General features: G+C 67.0%; 18 protein-coding genes and 1 other RNA gene. 8 read left to right on the forward strand and 11 right to left on the reverse strand.

Translation table 11 applies throughout. The features are described 5' to 3' along the window. The first annotated feature begins 66 nt into the window (after window positions 1-66). The 4 genes from GGR62_RS02870 to GGR62_RS02885 are packed head-to-tail and all read left to right on the forward strand — an operon-like array spanning window position 67 to window position 4,473. Window positions 67-1,263: a beta-ketoacyl-[acyl-carrier-protein] synthase family protein gene (locus GGR62_RS02870; protein WP_184406475.1), complete on the forward strand. Its 1,197-nt coding sequence runs from the start codon at window positions 67-69 to the stop codon at window positions 1,261-1,263. Beyond that, window positions 1,263-2,036, forward strand: coding sequence for a beta-ketoacyl synthase chain length factor (locus tag GGR62_RS02875; protein WP_184406476.1), 774 nt, complete (start codon window positions 1,263-1,265; stop codon window positions 2,034-2,036). The genes GGR62_RS02870 and GGR62_RS02875 overlap by 1 nt, the downstream gene beginning before the upstream one ends. After that, a complete protein-coding gene (locus GGR62_RS02880) occupies window positions 2,033-2,854 on the forward strand; it encodes a glycosyltransferase family 2 protein (RefSeq protein ID WP_184406477.1) in 822 nt (273 codons plus the stop codon). Before GGR62_RS02875 ends, GGR62_RS02880 begins: the two co-directional genes overlap by 4 nt. Further along, a complete protein-coding gene (locus tag GGR62_RS02885; protein WP_184406478.1) occupies window positions 2,851-4,473 on the forward strand; it encodes an NAD(P)/FAD-dependent oxidoreductase in 1,623 nt (540 codons plus the stop codon). The genes GGR62_RS02880 and GGR62_RS02885 overlap by 4 nt, the downstream gene beginning before the upstream one ends. 59 nt (window positions 4,474-4,532) lie before the next feature. On the opposite strand, the gene GGR62_RS02890 is transcribed toward GGR62_RS02885, so the two are convergent. Beyond that, window positions 4,533-4,608, reverse strand: a non-coding RNA gene (locus tag GGR62_RS02890) — sX9 sRNA. Between the two features lie 99 nt (window positions 4,609-4,707). Between GGR62_RS02890 and GGR62_RS02895 the strand changes: the two genes are divergently transcribed. Further along, the gene (locus tag GGR62_RS02895) at window positions 4,708-5,043 is read left to right on the forward strand and encodes a hypothetical protein (protein WP_326520228.1); all 336 of its coding nucleotides are present in this window, start codon (window positions 4,708-4,710) and stop codon (window positions 5,041-5,043) included. A gap of 338 nt (window positions 5,044-5,381) precedes the next feature. On the opposite strand, the gene fabG is transcribed toward GGR62_RS02895, so the two are convergent. The 10 genes from fabG to xanC all read right to left on the reverse strand — a co-directional run bounded on the left by fabG (window position 5,382) and on the right by xanC (window position 13,014). After that, window positions 5,382-6,119, reverse strand: coding sequence for a 3-oxoacyl-ACP reductase FabG (fabG, locus tag GGR62_RS02900; RefSeq protein ID WP_184406479.1), 738 nt, complete (start codon window positions 6,117-6,119; stop codon window positions 5,382-5,384). A 163-nt stretch (window positions 6,120-6,282) separates the two neighbouring features. Then, window positions 6,283-6,720 (reverse strand): phosphotransferase, encoded by a 438-nt coding sequence (locus GGR62_RS02905; protein ID WP_184406480.1) that lies wholly within the window; start codon window positions 6,718-6,720, stop codon window positions 6,283-6,285. Continuing rightward, entirely contained in the window at window positions 6,707-9,073 is a 2,367-nt protein-coding gene (locus GGR62_RS02910; RefSeq protein WP_184406481.1) for an MMPL family transporter, read from the reverse strand. Before GGR62_RS02910 ends, GGR62_RS02905 begins: the two co-directional genes overlap by 14 nt. Beyond that, window positions 9,063-9,287 (reverse strand): hypothetical protein, encoded by a 225-nt coding sequence (locus tag GGR62_RS02915; RefSeq protein WP_184406482.1) that lies wholly within the window; start codon window positions 9,285-9,287, stop codon window positions 9,063-9,065. Before GGR62_RS02915 ends, GGR62_RS02910 begins: the two co-directional genes overlap by 11 nt. A 93-nt stretch (window positions 9,288-9,380) precedes the next feature. Next, window positions 9,381-10,028 carry a LolA-related protein gene (locus GGR62_RS02920; protein WP_326520229.1) on the reverse strand — a complete coding sequence of 216 codons (648 nt, stop codon included), beginning with the start codon at window positions 10,026-10,028 and terminating at the stop codon, window positions 9,381-9,383. Further along, window positions 9,952-10,926: an acyltransferase gene (locus tag GGR62_RS02925; protein WP_184406483.1), complete on the reverse strand. Its 975-nt coding sequence runs from the start codon at window positions 10,924-10,926 to the stop codon at window positions 9,952-9,954. Before GGR62_RS02925 ends, GGR62_RS02920 begins: the two co-directional genes overlap by 77 nt. Continuing rightward, on the reverse strand, window positions 10,923-11,210 hold the full coding sequence (locus GGR62_RS02930; RefSeq protein WP_184406484.1) for a hypothetical protein: 288 nt from the start codon (window positions 11,208-11,210) through the stop codon (window positions 10,923-10,925). Before GGR62_RS02930 ends, GGR62_RS02925 begins: the two co-directional genes overlap by 4 nt. A 10-nt stretch (window positions 11,211-11,220) precedes the next feature. Continuing rightward, window positions 11,221-11,970 (reverse strand): lysophospholipid acyltransferase family protein, encoded by a 750-nt coding sequence (locus GGR62_RS02935; RefSeq protein WP_184406485.1) that lies wholly within the window; start codon window positions 11,968-11,970, stop codon window positions 11,221-11,223. 53 nt (window positions 11,971-12,023) lie between these two features. Beyond that, on the reverse strand, window positions 12,024-12,707 hold the full coding sequence (locus GGR62_RS02940; protein ID WP_184406619.1) for a ketosynthase: 684 nt from the start codon (window positions 12,705-12,707) through the stop codon (window positions 12,024-12,026). Window positions 12,708-12,744: 37 nt separating this feature from the next. Then, window positions 12,745-13,014 (reverse strand): xanthomonadin biosynthesis acyl carrier protein XanC, encoded by a 270-nt coding sequence (gene xanC, locus GGR62_RS02945; RefSeq protein ID WP_005914783.1) that lies wholly within the window; start codon window positions 13,012-13,014, stop codon window positions 12,745-12,747. A gap of 232 nt (window positions 13,015-13,246) precedes the next feature. Between xanC and GGR62_RS02950 the strand changes: the two genes are divergently transcribed. From GGR62_RS02950 to GGR62_RS02960, 3 genes are all read left to right on the forward strand, one after another. Beyond that, window positions 13,247-14,617 carry an FAD-dependent oxidoreductase gene (locus tag GGR62_RS02950; protein WP_184406486.1) on the forward strand — a complete coding sequence of 457 codons (1,371 nt, stop codon included), beginning with the start codon at window positions 13,247-13,249 and terminating at the stop codon, window positions 14,615-14,617. After that, entirely contained in the window at window positions 14,614-15,621 is a 1,008-nt protein-coding gene (locus tag GGR62_RS02955) for a pteridine-dependent deoxygenase (protein WP_070693896.1), read from the forward strand. Before GGR62_RS02950 ends, GGR62_RS02955 begins: the two co-directional genes overlap by 4 nt. Window positions 15,622-15,827: 206 nt before the next feature. Beyond that, window positions 15,828-16,175 carry a hypothetical protein gene (locus GGR62_RS02960; protein WP_184406487.1) on the forward strand — a complete coding sequence of 116 codons (348 nt, stop codon included), beginning with the start codon at window positions 15,828-15,830 and terminating at the stop codon, window positions 16,173-16,175. Window positions 16,176-16,224: the final 49 nt, after the last annotated feature.

Below are 16,224 nucleotides of genomic sequence, written 5' to 3' on the forward strand. Positions count from 1 at the left end.
CCCGATATACTGCAAGCACTTTTTGCCAGTCAGACCACCGTGAGCCAAGCGCAGCATCCGTCCCAGATGGCCCCGGTCGCCGTCACCGCATTTACTTCCACCACCGCGCTCGGCGTCGGGCTCGATGCCCAGGCTGCCGCCTTGACGGCCCGCCGCAGCGGCCTGCGTCGCAACGATTTCGGCCCGCAACCGCTGCCGTGCTGGATTGGCCGTGTCGCCGGCGTGGAAGACGTTGTCTTGCCGGAAACCCTGCAAGGCTGGGACTGCCGCAACAATCGCCTGGCCTGGCTGGCCCTGCAGCAGGACGGCATGGCCGACGCGGTGCACGCCGCCGCGCAGCGCTACGGCGTCGAACGCGTGGCGGTGATCATCGGCACCTCCACCTCCAGCATCGGGGCCAGCGAAGAGGCGTATACACGGCTGGTCGAAGACGCCGACGGTGCGCGGTTCCCCGAGGATCTGAACCGCCCGATCGTGCACACCCCGCATTCGCTGGGCGATTTTGTGCAGCACGCCACCGGCCTGCGCGGCCCCTGCGTGACCGTGGCCACGGCCTGCTCGTCCAGCGCCAAGGTGTTCGCCCAGGCCGCGCGCCTGATCGACGCCGGCGTCGTGGATGCGGCGCTGGTCGGCGGCGTGGACACCTTGTGCGGCAGCGTGCTGTTCGGCTTCAACGCGCTGCAGGTGGTCGCGCCGGAGCCATGCCAGCCGTTCGACGCGCGCCGGGTCGGCCTGAGCCTGGGCGAGGCCGGCGGCTTTGCCCTGCTCGAACGTCCCGCCGCTGCCCCGGACGCGGCGCTATGGCTGTACGGCTATGGCGAATCCAGCGATGCGCACCATATGTCCGCCCCGCATCCGCAGGGCCTGGGCGCGCAGCTGGCGATGCGCGGCGCGCTCGATCGCGCCGGCCTGCAGCCGGACGCGGTGGGCTATCTGAATCTGCATGGCACCGCCACGCCGGCCAACGACAGCGTCGAAGCCGCTGCGGTGGCGGCGCTCTTCCCCGGCACCCTGCACGCCAGTTCGACCAAGGCCTGGACCGGCCACACCCTGGGCGCGGCCGGCATCGTCGAATCGGTGATCGCGCTGCTGGCGCTGCGCGACGGTGTGCTGCCGGGCACGCTCAACAGCGAGGTTCCCGACCCCGCCTGCGGCCCGCAGATCCGTTTCGACAACGCCCATTCCAAGATCGATTACGCAATGAACAACTCCTTTGGATTTGGCGGCAACAACTGCTCGCTGCTGTTCGGGCGGGCACGCTGATGTTGTCTGCCAGCATCGAAGGCATCGGCTTCTGGACCCAGGGCCTGCCCACTTGGGAGGCCGCTGCCGCCTTCGTGCGCGGCGGCGCGCTGCAGGACACCCCGGCACGCCCGGCGCCGCAGCTATTGGCCCCCAACGAGCGCCGCCGCGCACCCGATACCGTGGCCGTGTCGCTGGAAGCCGCGCTGGCCGCCTGCAGTGCCGCTGGCCGCGATCCGGCCAGCCTGCCGTCGATCTTTACCTCCACTTACGGCGATCTGGCGATCTCCGACTACATGTGCACGACCCTGGCCAGTGACCCTCTGGCGATCTCGCCGACCAAGTTCCACAACTCGGTGCATAACGCCGCGGCCGGCTACTGGACCATCGGTGCCGGCGCGATGACCCCGGCCACCGCGATCAGCGCCAGCCAGGCCAGCTTCGCGCAGGGCCTGCTGGAAGCGCTGGTCCAGCACGCCGCCGGCATGGACGCGGTGCTGCTGGCCGGCTACGACGCCCGCTCGGTCGGACCGCTGGGCCGGGTCGCGCCCAGCCAGGGTCTGCTCGGGGGCGCGCTGGTGCTGGGCGCGCCCGGCCAGGCCGGCAAGCCGCAGCTGCGCGTGCGCCTGGACAACGGCACGCCCTCGCCCGGCGACGGTCCGCTGGCGCGGCATGTGGCCAGCAACGCGATGGCACCGATGCTGCCGTTGTTCGATCTGCTCGCCGGCACTGGCGACACCGTCGCGCTGTATGCCGGCCCCGGCCGCGTGCTGCGCGTGGAGATCCAGCGATGAGCCGGCAGCCCCTGACCCGCGAAGACACCGCGATCCTGGTGCCGGCGCTGAACGAGTCGCTGCGCATCCGCGAGGTGGTCAACGATGCGCTGACCTATTGCTCGCAGGTGATCGTGATCGACGACGGCTCCGACGATGGCACCGCCGATTGCATTGCCGATTTACCGATCACCCTGATCCGGCATCCGCAGCGCATGGGCAAGGGCGCGGCGTTGCGCAGCGGGTTTGCGCAGGCGCAGCAGCTGGGCATGCGCGCAGTGATGACCATGGACGGCGATGGGCAGCACAAGGCAGCCGATTTCCCGCGTTTGCTGGCAGCCGCCAATCGTCATCCCGGCTGCGTGATCGTCGGCGCGCGCATGCGCAAGCGCGCCACCCAGCCCACCATCCGCCGCATCGGCAACGATTTCGGCGACTGGGGCATCGCCTGGGCCTGCGGCTTCCAGCTGGTCGACAGCCAGAGCGGCCAGCGCCTGTATCCGGCCTCGGTATTCACCTTGCCCGACGTACCCGGCGAAGGCTTCGTGTTCGAGGCGCAGCTGCTGATCTCCGCCGCACGCCAGGCCGGCGCGCGCGTGGTCGCGGTGCCGATCGAAACCCGTTATGCCGGCAGCTCGCCGGGCACGTTCCGCAAGAGCCATTTCCGCCTGGTACGCGATTTGTGGAACATCACCTCGCACGTGGTCGCGCAGGCATGGAGCTACGGGCATATCTGGCGCGAATACCGCCGCGTGCGCGCCAACCCGGTGCTGATCGACGATGCTGACGGCGAATTTGCTACTGTGCCTCCGGTCACCAAGAGCACCCCATCCCCATGAATGCACAGCGTGCCGATGTCGTCATCACCGGTGGTGGCCTGGCCGGACTGAGCCTGGCCCTGCAACTCAAACAGCGTGATCCGGCGCTGGCCATCACCGTGCTGGAGCGCCGCGCGCACCCGGTGCGCGAGGCGGCGTTCAAGGTCGGCGAATCCACGGTGGAAATCGGTGCGCACTATTTCGCCGAGGTGCTGGGCCTGCGCGAGCATCTGGAGACCGAGCAGATCCGCAAGTTCGGTTTCCGCTTTTTCTTTTCCGATAAGCGCCAGGACATCGACCGCTGCACCGAGCTGGGGGTCAGTCAGATCCTGCCGACGCCGTCGTGGCAGATCGACCGTGGCCGCTTCGAGAATTTTCTCGGCGAACGCGCCCGTGCGCAGGGCATCGCCTTTGTCGACAGCTGCAGCGTCAAGGGCGTGGACCTGTCCGACGACGAGGCCGATCACGCGGTGCGCTACGCGCGTGCCGGCGAGCCAGGCACGCTGAGCGCGCGCTGGGTGGTGGATGCCAGCGGCCGCGCCGGCCTGCTCAAGCGCAAGCTCGGCCTGGCGCAGGACAACGCACACGATGCCAATGCGGTGTGGTGGCGCGTGGAAGGCCTGATCGATCCCAATGGCTGGTCGCAGGACAGCAACTGGTTGCAGCGCTGCACGCCGCCGGACCGCTGGCGCTCGACCAACCACATGTGCGGGCCAGGGTATTGGTTCTGGTTGATTCCGTTGTCGTCGGGCGCCCATTCGCTGGGCATCGTCTGCGATGCGTCGATGCATCCGCTGGACACCATGAACACCCACGAAAAAGCGATGACCTGGCTGCGCACGCATCAGCCGCAGGTCGCCGCCACGCTCGACAAGGCCGACTACCGGCTGCAGGACTTTCTGTTCCTGCGCAACTTCTCCTACGGCTGCAAGCAGGTGTTCTCGCCGCAGCGTTGGGCGCTGACCGGCGAAGCGGGCCTGTTCCTGGACCCGTTCTATTCGCCCGGCAGCGACTTCATCGCCATTTCCAACACGTATATCTGCGAATTGATCGGCCGCGACCGCGCCGGCAGGTCGCTCAGCCCGTATACCGAGCTGTATGAGCAACTGTATTTCTCGTTCTACGAAAACACCCTGACCCTGTACCAGGATCAGTACGCGCTGTTCGGCGACGAGCAGGTCATGCCGGTCAAGGTGATCTGGGATTACACGTATTACTGGTCGCTGCTGGCGCCGCTGTTCTGCAGCGGGCGCATCGCCAACCTGAGTCTGCTGGCGCGCATGAAGGCCGATTTTTTGTACGCGCGCGATATCAACATGGCGATGCAGCGCGTGTTGCACGACTGGGGTCGGTACAACGGCGAACAAGGTCTGGCCACCGGACAGGGACGGCTGCTGGATCAGTACCTGATCGGTTGGTTCAACGAACTCAATGGCGCCCTGCACGACACGCTGGACGACGATGCCTTCGCAGCACGCATCCACGGCAACATCGCGCGCATGGCGGTACTGGCGCGCGAGATTCTGCTGCAGGCGCGTCAACGCCATCCCGCACTGCCCGATCACGGCCTGGACGCGTTGACCACCAATGCGATCGGCGAGCCGATCCTGACCGCCGCCTGGTACGCCGACGCGGCGTGAGATCGATCGAACGCGCCGACGCCGCATTCGTTTCTGCGTTTCGGCGTGGCGCTGGGAGCGGCTGACAACGCCTGGCGAGCAGACGTCAGCTGGATGCGGACGGCGCGCACTACCCGCAGCGCACCCTTGGTACATGCCGATTGCGAAAACCGGCTCCGCTTGTGTGGAGGTTGCGCAGTCGTTTTGTTATTGATCCCTTACACTTGAAACATCCGCATTCACGTCAGGTGACCCGTGTATCGACCGCTGCTCTTTTCGCTTGCCGTGACCATCGTCGGCCTCGTCAGTACGCAAGCCATTGCGCAGAACGTCGTGCAGTACACACCCGAGCCGCTGCTGATGAACGGCAGCGACCTGGTACCGGTGTGTCGGCGCGCTGCTGAAACCCATTACCTCGCGCAAGGCGCCAGCATCTACAACTGGACAGCGTCGTATCACGACCGCGGCGATGGCCTGTATGTCGACGGCCGCCTGCGCGCCAATGGCAAGACGGTGTCGGTGCATTGCAGCGCCGCGCGTGGTGCACGCGAGCGCGAACTGATCCTGAAGATCGACGAGACCGGCGGCTAAGAGCAGCTGACAAGACCTCGCCAACGTCGTGGCGATGTTGGTCCGTCGAGGGCGCGATGCCCTCACTGCTTGCGGGACACGCCGTCCATCCATCGCTGCAGGCTTGGTAGCGGCATCCATGCCGCCACCGGGTCCGGCAAGCGGTGAGGACATCGCAGCTGCCAACATGGTGGTAGCGGATGGGCACCACAACGCCGGCTGCGCCCACCTGGCGGTGGGCGTGGTCGCTTGTTAGCGGCTATACACCGGCGTGCGCTTGTCGATCTGCACCGTGCACGATTTGACGCGCCGAGGTTGCGACCCACGCTGCGCCGGCTGCGTCTCTTGCGCCGGCCGGCTCAGCCCATCCCGCCATTGATGCCGATGACCTGGCCGTTGATGTAGCCGGCTGCCTCCGAGCACAGGAACGCGACCAGCGCGGCGACTTCGTCGGGTTTACCGACGCGCCCGGCCGGCACCAGTTGCTTGATCATCTCCGGTGCAAAACTCTCGCCGACCATCTCGCTTTCGATCACACCCGGCGCGACCACGTTGACCGCGATGCCACGGCTGGCCATTTCGCGCGACAGCGATTTACTGGCGCCGTGCAAGGCGGCCTTGGCGGCGGCGTAATTGGTCTGGCCGCGATTGCCCAGCACGGCCGCCACCGACGACAGGCTGACGATGCGGCCCCAGCGCGTACGCGCCATCGGCAGCAGCAATGGCTGGGTGACGTTGAAGAACCCATGCAACGACACGTCGATGACCCGGTGCCACTGTTCGGCGTTCATGCCGGCCATCGGCGCGTCGTCGTGGATGCCGGCGTTGTTGACCACGATCTGGATCAGGCCGACCTCCAGCAGGCGTGCCAGCGCCGCCGCGCTGGCCTGCGCATCGGCCACATCGAATGCCACCGCCTCCGCGCTACCGCCATCGGCCACGATCGCCGCGACCACCGCATCGGCGCGAGCGATATTGCGGTTGGCGTGCACGATCACGTGGCGGCCTTGCGCGGCCAACTGACGGCAGATCGCACCGCCAAGATCGCCGCTACCGCCGGTGACCAGGGCGCGGCGCTGAGGAACGGGTGTACTCATGGACATCTCGCTGGAAGCCGCAGCCACGACGGCGGAAAGATCACCATCCTAGCGATTCGCGGTTGGCGCAGGAACAGCCGTGCCGGCATCTTGCAGCAGCGCGCGGGTGCGCGCTGCGCGTCGGTGCTGCGCGCGCAGCGTGCTTGGACGGCGGCATGAACCGCTAGTCCTGCGCGGCGCCCAGCATCACCGTGGCGCGTCCCTCGGCGAGCAGCTGGCCCTGATGGGTCAGGCGGAAGCTGTATTGCTGGCTGTCCTCGCCCTGCATCAGCACCTGCGCCTCGCAGACGATCGCATCGGGCAGGTCGTCCAGATAGGCGACGTGCAAGTCCACCGCACGCAGCGCCACCAACATCCCCGGACGCACCGGCTTGCCCGATGCGCGGCCCAGCAAGCCGCCATGCACGGCCATGGCCTGCGCGCCGTATTCGCACAGATGCAGTGCGCGCAGGCGCCCATTGGAGCGCAGCGGATGCGTGTCGCAGCGATGCGCATCGCTACGCAGCACGATGCGCTGCGCATCCCACTCCACCACCGCTTCCCACAGGCACATGCTGCCCTGATGCGGAACCAGCGCGGCAATTGCGTCACGTCCCTGCATGCGGCTCTCCGGGCGTGGTGCGCTCCAATGTCGGCTCGCGCGACACCAGCAAGGCCAGAATGAAATTGAACAGCACGCCCAACGCCACCGTGCTGCCGATCGCGCGCAGCACCGGAATGCTGGAGGCCGCCAACAACGCGAACACCAGCAAGGTCATCAGGCTGCACACGATCAAGGCATGCAAGGTGCGCAACTGGTCGGCGTGATCGTCGCCGGCATGATCGAAAAACAGCGCGTAATCCAGGCCAAGACCGGCCGCCAGGATCAGCGCGATCAGATGGAACAGATTGAGCTCCACGCCGGTGCCGCGCAGGATCGCCAGGATCAGCACCGTGGTCAGCGCCATCGGGACCAGCACACGCACGATCCGGCGCGGGCTGCGCAACGCGATCGCCACGGTCACTGCCAGCAGCAACGCGGCCAGCACCAACGCGCCAAGCACCCGCCCGCGATACGCGGCCACCAGGGATTCGGACGCATCCTTGAGATCCAGCAGCTGTGCGCCACTGCCCCGCACGGCGGCGGCCAGCACCGCCGGATCGCGCAGCCCGGTCAACGACACCAGCGCCGTGCTGCGATCGCCACGCCCCAGCAACAGTCCACCGACCGAAGTCGCCAGCGGCGAGCCGGCCAGGTCCTTCGGCAGCAGCGGCGCGGCCTGCTTTGCTAGCTCCAGATCCTGCAGGAATGGCGCAAACGCATCGCTGCGGAACGGCGTGGCCGCCACGGCGCTGTCGGTCAACGCACGCGCCTGCGCGGCATCCGGCAACGCGGCCTGACGCGCACGCTGGGTCTTGGCGCTGGGCAGATACCGCGCCGCCATGTCGTAGCCGGTCAAAGCGCCGTCGCGCATCAATGCATCCAGGCGTGGGCGCAACTGCTCGCTGGCCTGCAGCGCGGCCTCATCGTTAGCTGCCGACAACGCGAGCACGTAACGCACATCGGGAGCGCCCAGTTCCTGTCGCAACCGCGTGTCCTGCGCCAGCGCCTTGGGCGGCACCGGGGTCAATTTCGACAGGTCGTTCTGCCAGAACTGCCCTGGTGCAAAGGCGATCACCGCGATGCCGATCACCGCAATCACCGCCAGACTGATGCGCGGCCGCGGCAAGCGTGCGATGCCACGCCAGAGCGCGGCGAGCATGCGCGAATCGGCGTAGTCGCGTGGCGCCGGGTCGATCAACGACGGCAACAGCCAACGGGTGGTGACCGCAGCGGTCGCCAGCCCGGCGATGGTGAACACCGCCAGCTGCCGCAAGCCGTCCACACCGGAAAACAGGAAGGTCACATAGGCAATGCAGGTGGACACCACGCCGGTGGCCAGCGTCGGCCATAGATGACGCGCGTTGTCGCGCGGATCCAGACCCGGGCGCTGATGACTGAACAGGTGGATCGGGTAATCCTGCACCACGCCGATCAGGGTGAAGCCGAAGGCCACGGTGATGCCGTGCACGCCATCGAACAGCAGCGCCACCGCAGCCAGACCGGCCAAGCCGGCACTGGCCAACGGCAGCACGCCGAGCACCGGAATCTTCCAGCTGCGATAGGCGACCAGCAGCAACAACACCAGTCCCACCGTATCCAGCGTCCCGATCCATTGCGCCTCGCCCTGCGTGCGCGCGGTGATTTCCACGGCGAATGCACCGGGGCCGGTCAAGGTAAGCCGGGTCGTGCTGCCCTTGCTGACCTTGGCGAAGGCCGCCTGCACCGCGTCGTAGGCCAGTTGCTGGCCGGTGGGATCAAAGCCGGCTGCGCGCGTCTGCACGATCAACAAGGCCGAGCTGCCGGCGCGGTCGAACCACACCGCGTTACGCGTCTGCGGTGCCGCTGCCGGCTGCAGGGTTTCGGCCAGATGCAGCACTTCCAGGGTGGGATCGCGCGGCAGCAACGGCTCCACCATCGCGGCCGCAGGCGAACCCAGATCCTGCACCCGCGACTGCAGCGCCGCTTCCAACGTGGCTGCATCCAGCGGCGTCTTGTCGAAGCTGTCGCTGAGCAGATAGCGATATGGCAGCAAGCGCTCGGGGATCGCATCCAGCCCCGTATTGCCGCCATTGCCGACCAGCTCGAACAGCTCCGGCTGCGCGGCCAGGGCCTGCTGCAACTGCTGCGACTGCGCAGCCAGCGTGGCCGGATCGCTCTTGGACAGTGACATCAGCAGCAGGCGCGAGCCGGGGCCTTCGCCGAGTTCTTCGATCAACAATTTCTGCGCAGGCGTGCGCGGGGCGGGCATGAATTTGCGCAGATCACCCGAGACTTTGAGCGTCTCGCTCAGCCAGAAGCCGGCAACCGCCAGCAAGGCCAGCCACAGCAGCGCCAGACCGATACGACGGTTTGCATTCAATTCAAGCGCCATGCGAAAGCTCTGCTGCGGTGGTGGAACGTGCAACGGCCGCACGCGCGGCATCGGGCGGTACAGGCACGTTCCGCTTACTGAGGGCGGGCATGAACTTGCGCAAGTCACCCGAGACTTTGAGCGTCTCGCTCAGCCAGAAGCCGGCAACCGCCAGCAAGGCCAGCCACAGCAGCGCCAGACCGATACGACGGTTTGCATTCAATTCAAGCGCCATGCGAAAGCTCTACTGCGGTGGTGGAACGTGCACCGGCCGCACGCGCGGCATCGGATCGTTCGGACGCGTCGTTATTGCCGAGGGCGGCGCACGTCACGCGCCTGGGCCGTGGCACAGCGTGGTCAGCGCCGCCGCATCGGTCACGTTGGCCGCCTCACGCGCCGCGCCGGCCAGCAACGTGCGTTGCACGTCGCCCTTGGCCGGCAGGCTTTCGATGCAGCGCAACTCGTCATTGCGCCCGTACAGCCGCAACTCGCGCACCTGCCTGGCCACGGCAGCATCCTTGGGCTGCAAGGTCAGTTGCCAGGCCTGCGGCTGGCCCTGCCCGCTGATGCGGTAGTGCTGCTCCAGCAGCGCGCGGTCGCCAGCCAGCAATGCGCCGAAACCGGATTTCAATCCGGCCAGTTCCGGTACCCGGCTCAGCGAGAAACGCCGTGGCGTCTTGCCTTCGCGTTCCAGCACGCCTTCGTCGCCTTGCAACGTGGTGGTTTCGCGATACGGCGCGCTGACCTCGCGCACCAGCGTCTGCGCATCGGGGCGACGGTAATGGCCCTGCACGCGCAGCGGCGTCTTCAGCAGCGCAGAGCCGCGCAGTTCGACGAACTCGGTGCTGACCGGTGCGGGGCGTGCCAGGCGCTGCAACACCTGGCCGACGTCCAGCGCCTCAGGCGGTGCGGCGCATAGCGGTGCGGCGCTGAACAGCAGTATCAGCATCCACGGCAGGGTGCGGCGCATCGGCATGGTGGGTGTTCCAGAAATCGTAGAAGTTGAACCAGTTGTAGGGCGCGTAGCGTGTGTAATGTTCCAGCCTGGCAGCGTAATCGCGCATGAGTAACGCCAACACCGGCGCACGCTGGCGACGCGGCACGTCCAACCCTTCGCTGAAGGTCTCGAACGCCAGCTCGTAGTGATTGCCGCCACGATACAGGCCAAACGCCAGCACCACCGGCACCTTGAGCGCGGCGGCGATCAGCCACGGCGAGGTCGGGAACATCGCATTGCGGCCGAGGAACATCGCCGGCAATGCCGGGTCGCCCTCGCGCGGGCGGTCGATCAGCAACGCCACCAGCGCACCGGCATCGGTGGCGTCCTTGATCGCCATGACGATCGAGGTCGCGTCCATGCCGGCGTCGATGATGTTGGCGGCCAGTTGCGGGTTCAGTGCGCCCAGCAGGTCGGTCATCGCGCGGTTGTGGGCCTTGTCCAGCACCACCTTGACCTGCACGTCCGGGCGCTCGGTGGCCAGCACGCGCAGCGCATCGAAGCTGCCCAGGTGCGAGCCGAAGATCAGCACGCCGCGGCCGCGGTCCATCTGCGTATGCAGTTGATCCAGCCCGGTGATGTCGACGCGGAAACGCTGCATCTGCCCGCACAACATGTAGACGCGGTCCAGGATGGTCGAGGCGAAGCTGTGGATGTGCCGGGCCACATCGCGCAGCGTGGCCGGGCGATCGAGCACGCGGGCCAGGTAGGCGCGCGAGGCGTTGCGCTCGGGCGCACGCACCAGCAGGAAGTACAGCGTGATCGGGTAGAGCAGCGCACGTCCCACTGCGCGCCCGGCGTGCTGGGCGATGCCCCGGATCAGCCACAACGCAAAGCGCCCACCGCCTTCCGGGCGTTGTTTCCACTGACTGCTCATACCGCGGCCTCCGCCACCACTTCGCCGCTGACCAGCAGCGCGTCGTCGCGTTGCACGCGAAAACGCCAGCGCGGGCCCTCGCCGTCCAGCGTCACGCACGCCGTCTGGCCGGGCAACAGCGGCTGCACGAACTTCACCTGCGGCAGGCGCGCCGCAGCGCGTGGGCCATGCAGCGCTTCCACCACCTGCAGCACATGGTCGAGCACGACCACGCCAGGCACCACGGGGCGACCCGGAAAGTGCCCGGGCAGGCAGGGATGATCATGCGGTACGACGAAATCCATAGCGGGTAACTCAGATCCTGGGTTGAAGCATGGCAGCCACGGCGTTGTGTGCCTGCTCGGTCAATTGCTGGCGGTCCGGCGCATCGGGCCCCGTCACCGGGATCGGATCGCCAATGCGCACGCGGATAGTGCCGGGGCGCACCCTGAACACACCCTCCACCGGCAGTACCTTGCCGCAGCCATCCAGCGCCACCGGCACCACCTGCACACCAGCATCGATAGCGGCCTGCAGTAGCCCGGCCTTGAATGGCAATAACGCACCGCTGCGGCTGCGCGTGCCTTCGGGAAACAGGCACAACTGTTTGCCTTCGCGCAGCAACGCGGCGGCCTGGCGCCTTACCATCGCCCCGGCGCGCCGGCTGTCGCGGTCCAGGAACAACATGCCGGTGGCCCGCGCATACCAGTTCACGAACGGCACCTTGAGCATTTCTTCCTTCAACAGAAACCGCAGCGGCACCGGCAATGCGTAGAACAACGCGCAGATATCGATGATCGACTGGTGGTTGCTGACGAACAGATAATTCTTGGACCAGTCCACGCGCTCGCGGCCTTCCACGATCACCTTGGCACCGGCGCCGCGAAACAGCACCGGCGACCACATCCAGGCACCCATACGCAGCAGGCGGTCGGCATCGCGCGTGATCGCCAGCAATGCCAGCGCATAGACGATGCCGCCGGCGGTAAACGCCAGCGTAAAAACCAACTGCAACAGGTTGAACACGGCCCACGCCAGGCGCGACGGCATCCTTGCCAACGGCATTTTTGTCTTGTCCCCGAAAATCTGCACGTACGTCGCTGCCCCTGGCCACGCACTCAGCGCAGCAGATCGCGCCAGAACTCCGGCCCGAGCCGCGCCATCTGGCGCAAGAAGTCTGGCAGATTACGATAGGGACGCTGCGGAAACCAGCGGCCGCGCAAGAGATATTCGCCCACGAAGAACCCGCCAACCACGCCATAGACCAGCAGATTGGCGAACAACGAGGCGCGCGCATCGCTGATCGGCAGCGGCGAGGCATGGCCCAATTGCGCCAGCACGCCACTGGGTTCGGCGCACAGGCCGAGCACCAGATTGACCAGGGTCAGGCCGCACAGCAGCAAGGTCCAGATCAGGGTGAGGCGGCGCGTATAGCGGTATTGCCCCGGGGTGATCGGCATGCCGGCCTGGGAGTACAGGCCTTCGACGATGCGGGTGATCAGCGGCGTGCGCCCACGGCGCAGGCTGCGGCCGAAGAACCAGGCGATCCAGCCGGTGAACACCACCGGCGGCGCGGCCAACAGCAACATGGCGTAGGGCGAATGCCACAACGCGCTCAGGCCGGCCAAGATCAGCACCGCCAGCGCCCAGGCCCAGGCACGGCGCGCGACCATCGGCTCGATCAGCACCATCAGCACCAGCAGCGCCCCGGCGATGACCGCCAGATCCGGGCGATGACTGGCGTTGGCCCAATGCGCCAGCGGCGAATACGCCACCGCCAGTACCACGCCCAGCCCCAGCACCCACGGGGGTGCATCGGCGGGCGCTGCGGTCGGAACCTCAGACGGTCTTGTTGGCTTGGACATGCGCCGACAATGCGCGCAGCGACGCGAAGATGCGACGGTTCTCGTCGTTGTCGGAGCGCAGCTGGAAGCCGTAGCGCTTGCTGATCGCCAGCGCCAGTTCCAGCGCGTCGATCGAATCCAGTCCCAGCCCGGTGTTGAACAACGGCGCTTCCGGATCGATGTCGGCGGGTTGGACGTCCTCCAGGTTCAGACTTTCGACCAGAAGTTCGGCCAGTTCACGTTCGGCAGCGGTTTGCGAGGACATCCAGAGCTTCCACAGGTGAGGGTCGGGCAACAAGTTTCGAAACAGGCAAGGCGCAGCGCACACGACCGCTTGAGTGCGATGGCCGCCGCGCAGAACCGCAGTGTACGTTGTCGTAACTGCCGATCCGAGTGCGGCCGTGCGTCGGCAGGACCGGTGCCCGAGACAGCTGTCCGGGCCGCCGGTCAGGCTATCATGCCTGCATGACGCTCGCTCGCCGCAGGTTCGTTCCAGGATGACTTCCACCGCTGTTCGCCTCGCCCCGGCTGCTACGCCCAGCGCCGGGCCCGCTCCCGGACCCGAGTGCCCGGACGTCTTGATCATCGGCGGCGGGCCGGCCGGCTGCGCGGCGGCGATCGTGCTGGCGGAACTCGGCTGGGCGGTCACCCTGCTCGAAAAGGAGCAGCACCCGCGCTTCCATATCGGCGAATCGCTGCTGCCGATGAACATGCCGATCCTCGAACGCCTGGGCGTGCTCGAGCAGGTGCGTGGCATCGGCGTACTCAAACGCGGTGCGGATTTCCCCAACGATGCCGGCGGCTACAACACCTTCCGGTTTTCGCGCGCACTCGATGCCAAGGCCGATTTCGCCTTCCAGGTGCCGCGTGCGCAGTTCGACCAGGTGCTGTTCGCGCGCGCACGGGCGGTGGGCGTGGATGCGCGCGAACAGGTCAAGGTCGAGCAGGTGGCGTTCGATGGCCAACAACCGGTGCTGCAGGCGCGCGCCGCCGATGGCCAAGCGCAGCAATTCCGCCCGCGCTATCTGCTCGATGCCAGCGGCCGCGACACCTTCCTGGGCAACCGCTTCAAGCTCAAACGCGCCAATGCCAGGCATCAATCGGCGGCCGTGTTCAGTCATTTCCGCGGGGTGACGCGTCGCCCGGGCGAAGATGCCGGCAACATCAGCATCTACCGCCATGCGCATGGCTGGATGTGGCTGATCCCGTTGCCGGACGACATCACCAGCGTCGGCGCGGTCTGCTACCCCGAGTACATGAAGACCCGCAAGGGCGATAGCGAAGGGTTCTTCATGCGCACGCTGGCGCTCAACGCCGAGCTCGGCGCGCGCATGTCGGGTGCCGAGCGGGTCGCACCGGTGCACGCCACCGGCAATTACGCCTACGAATGCACGCGCATGGCCGGGACGCGCTGGTTGCTGCTGGGCGATGCCTACACCTTTGTCGACCCGATGTTTTCCTCCGGCGTGTTCCTGGCCATGCACAGCGCCGAGCGCGGTGCGGCGATGGTGGATGCAGCGCTGCGCGCGCCACAGCACGAAGCGAAACTGCAGCGTGCGTTGCAGCGCGAACTCACCCGCGGCGTGGATGAATTCAAGTGGTTCATCTATCGCTTTACCTCCCCAACCATGCGTGCGCTGTTTGCGCAACCGCAAAACGTCTTCCAGATCGAAGAAGCGGTGGTGGCGATGCTGGCCGGCGACGTGTTCGATAGCCCCAAAGTCCGTCTGCGCCTGCGCGCATTCCGCGCCATCTATGCGCTCACCACCCTGTCGATCATGCCGCGCGCCTGGCATGCCTGGCGCCATCGCCGGCGCCAGGCCAAGCTCGGCTTCGACGGCGATACCCTGCAACGAGAAACGCAATGACTGCTTCCCAGGCCCAGACCACGCACACCGTGCGCCATCCCCGCCTGCAGATCGACTATGTCGATCAGACCGACCCATCGGCCCTGCTGGCCGACCCGCAGGTGCTGGCCGTGTTCGGCTTCGGCGATGCCGCTCCACGCCTGGACGATCCGCGCTACCTGCGGGTGCCGTTGCAGCCGTATCGGGCCAACGTGCTGGAAGTGTGGCGCAGCGATTCCCCGGTGCGCAGCGGCCGCGATGGCCACATTGCCTGGTCCAGCGACGGGCGCCTGCAGTTCGGCGTGATCGAGATCGACGAGCAGGAGGTGGAGATCGAAGAGGCCGCCGCCAAGGCGTATGCAGAGATCACCGCGTTCGTCACCGGCAGCCAGACCCCGCGCCTGCTGCGCATCTGGAATTACCTGGACGCCATCACCCTGGGCAGCGGCGACCGTGAGCGCTACCGCCAGTTCTGCGTGGGCCGCGCGCGCGGCCTGGGCGCGTTCGATACCGCACAGCTGCCGGCCGCCACGGCGGTGGGGCGCTGCGATGCCGAGCGCATCATCCAGATCTACTGGTTGGCCGCCACCGATGCCGGCACCCCGCTGGAAAATCCGCGCCAGGTCAGCGCCTACAACTATCCGCGCCAATACGGCCCGCAATCGCCGAGCTTCGCCCGCGCCATGCTGCCGCCGGCCGGCAGCGACATGCCGCTGCTGCTGTCGGGCACCGCTGCGGTGGTCGGTCACGCCTCGATGCATACCGGCCAGCTGCTGGCGCAGCTGGAAGAGACCTTCGCCAACTTCGACGCCCTGCTCGGTGCCGCACGCCAGCACGCTCCCGCCCTGCCCGCGCAGTTCGGCGCCGGCACCCGCCTGAAGGTCTACGTGCGCGAACCTGCCGACCTGCCCAAGGTCGCGCAGGCGCTGGACGCGCGCTTCGGCGATGCGGTCCCGCGCCTGCTGCTGCATGCGGTGATCTGCCGCGACGAGCTGGCGGTGGAGATTGATGGCGTGCACGGCTGAGTGATGCCGTGCGTGCGGATGCTGCGGACCGTGGCTAACCGTCGCCACTGAAAACCGCATGCAGCGCGGAGATACCCCCATCGTCGCGGCCAGGCGGTTATCTATCTATCCCGCCACTGACCGTTCCACGCGCAGGCGCTGGCCGGCAGTCGCTATCGGTGAGAGCGTGCGCGCTGTCGACGAGACGATGTTCTCACGGAGGCAACATGCTTGTTTTCGCAATCGTCCTGGCGGCCGCCACCCACGCCAGTCCGCAGATATTCGAAGGACCCGCGTTCGAAACGCTGGCAGACCAGACCGATCGACGCTGTCCCGCGCGACGGATCAGATCCATCACGCCGGGTGACCTGGATTTCGCCCAGGAAGGGTTCCAGGCGCAGCTGACACAACGGGACCGCACGCGCTTGAATGCCGTCAACGCCGCCGATCGGCGTTGCGCGGACCAGAATGGATTGACCTGCCAGGTAAATGCGACCCTGCAGGCGCTGCGGGAAACCGGCCTGATGGCGCGTTTTTCGTCCTACATCTGTTCTCATCCAGCGCCCGGTCAGTGAGCAATCCGATCGCGCGGCCGCTGTGATCGACCTGCACACCGTGTTGCCC

The sequence above is a fragment of the Xanthomonas sp. 3075 genome (assembly GCF_014197275.1).
GTDB lineage: Bacteria > Pseudomonadota > Gammaproteobacteria > Xanthomonadales > Xanthomonadaceae > Xanthomonas > Xanthomonas campestris_B.